Genomic DNA, 660 nt, shown 5'->3' on the forward strand with positions numbered 1-660 from the left:
CGAACGCGAGCCCGGAGACACCACGATGTCGCGCACGCCCTGGGCGACGAGGTCGGCGATCAGGGACGCCGCAGCATCCATCGCCGGCGATGAGGTCACGGGCGCTGGTCCGTGGCGGGAGGCTCGTCGGTCTCCTCGTCCAGACGGGCGAGCTCCTCTTCGAGACGGCGGATGCGCGCATCCTGCTCGGTCTTGCTGATGCTGCGGAGGAACGCGGGGTCGTCATCCGGTGCGATCACCGGACGGACACCGGGATCGTTCGCGCGCCGGCGGCCGATCACGAACCAGAGGATGCCGCCGATCACGGGGAGGATCACCACGATCGCGAGCCAAACGGGCTTGGACACACCACGGTGCCGCGTCGCCGGCTGCACTGCGCAGTCGACGATGCTGAACACCCAGAACACGGCGGCGAGGAAGCCGCCGACGATCAGTAGTCTCGCCACCCTTCCAGTGTAGGCGTGTCGAGGGTGCCACGGCCCCGGAGACGGCAGAGGCTCCGTTGCTAGACTGCGCGGGAAATGCTGCCCCCCCTCTCCGGATCTGATGCCGCGAGCGCGGGCCGAGCGGATGCTGGTCGCCCGGGTGATCATCGCCGTCGGCCTCGCGCTCCTGCTCGTCGTGGGCGCGTGGTCGACCTCTCGTGGCTCCGCCGATGTG

The 660-nt window shown here is 69.7% G+C and carries 1 protein-coding gene; it reads right to left on the reverse strand.

The features are described 5' to 3' along the window. Nucleotides 1–95 precede the first annotated feature (95 nt). Nucleotides 96–446: a PLD nuclease N-terminal domain-containing protein gene (locus KZA10_RS16935; RefSeq protein ID WP_017829232.1), complete on the reverse strand. Its 351-nt coding sequence runs from the start codon at nt 444–446 to the stop codon at nt 96–98. Between the last annotated feature and the right edge of the window lie 214 nt (nt 447–660).

The organism is Microbacterium sp. BF1, from assembly GCF_019279095.1.
GTDB lineage: Bacteria > Actinomycetota > Actinomycetes > Actinomycetales > Microbacteriaceae > Microbacterium > Microbacterium maritypicum.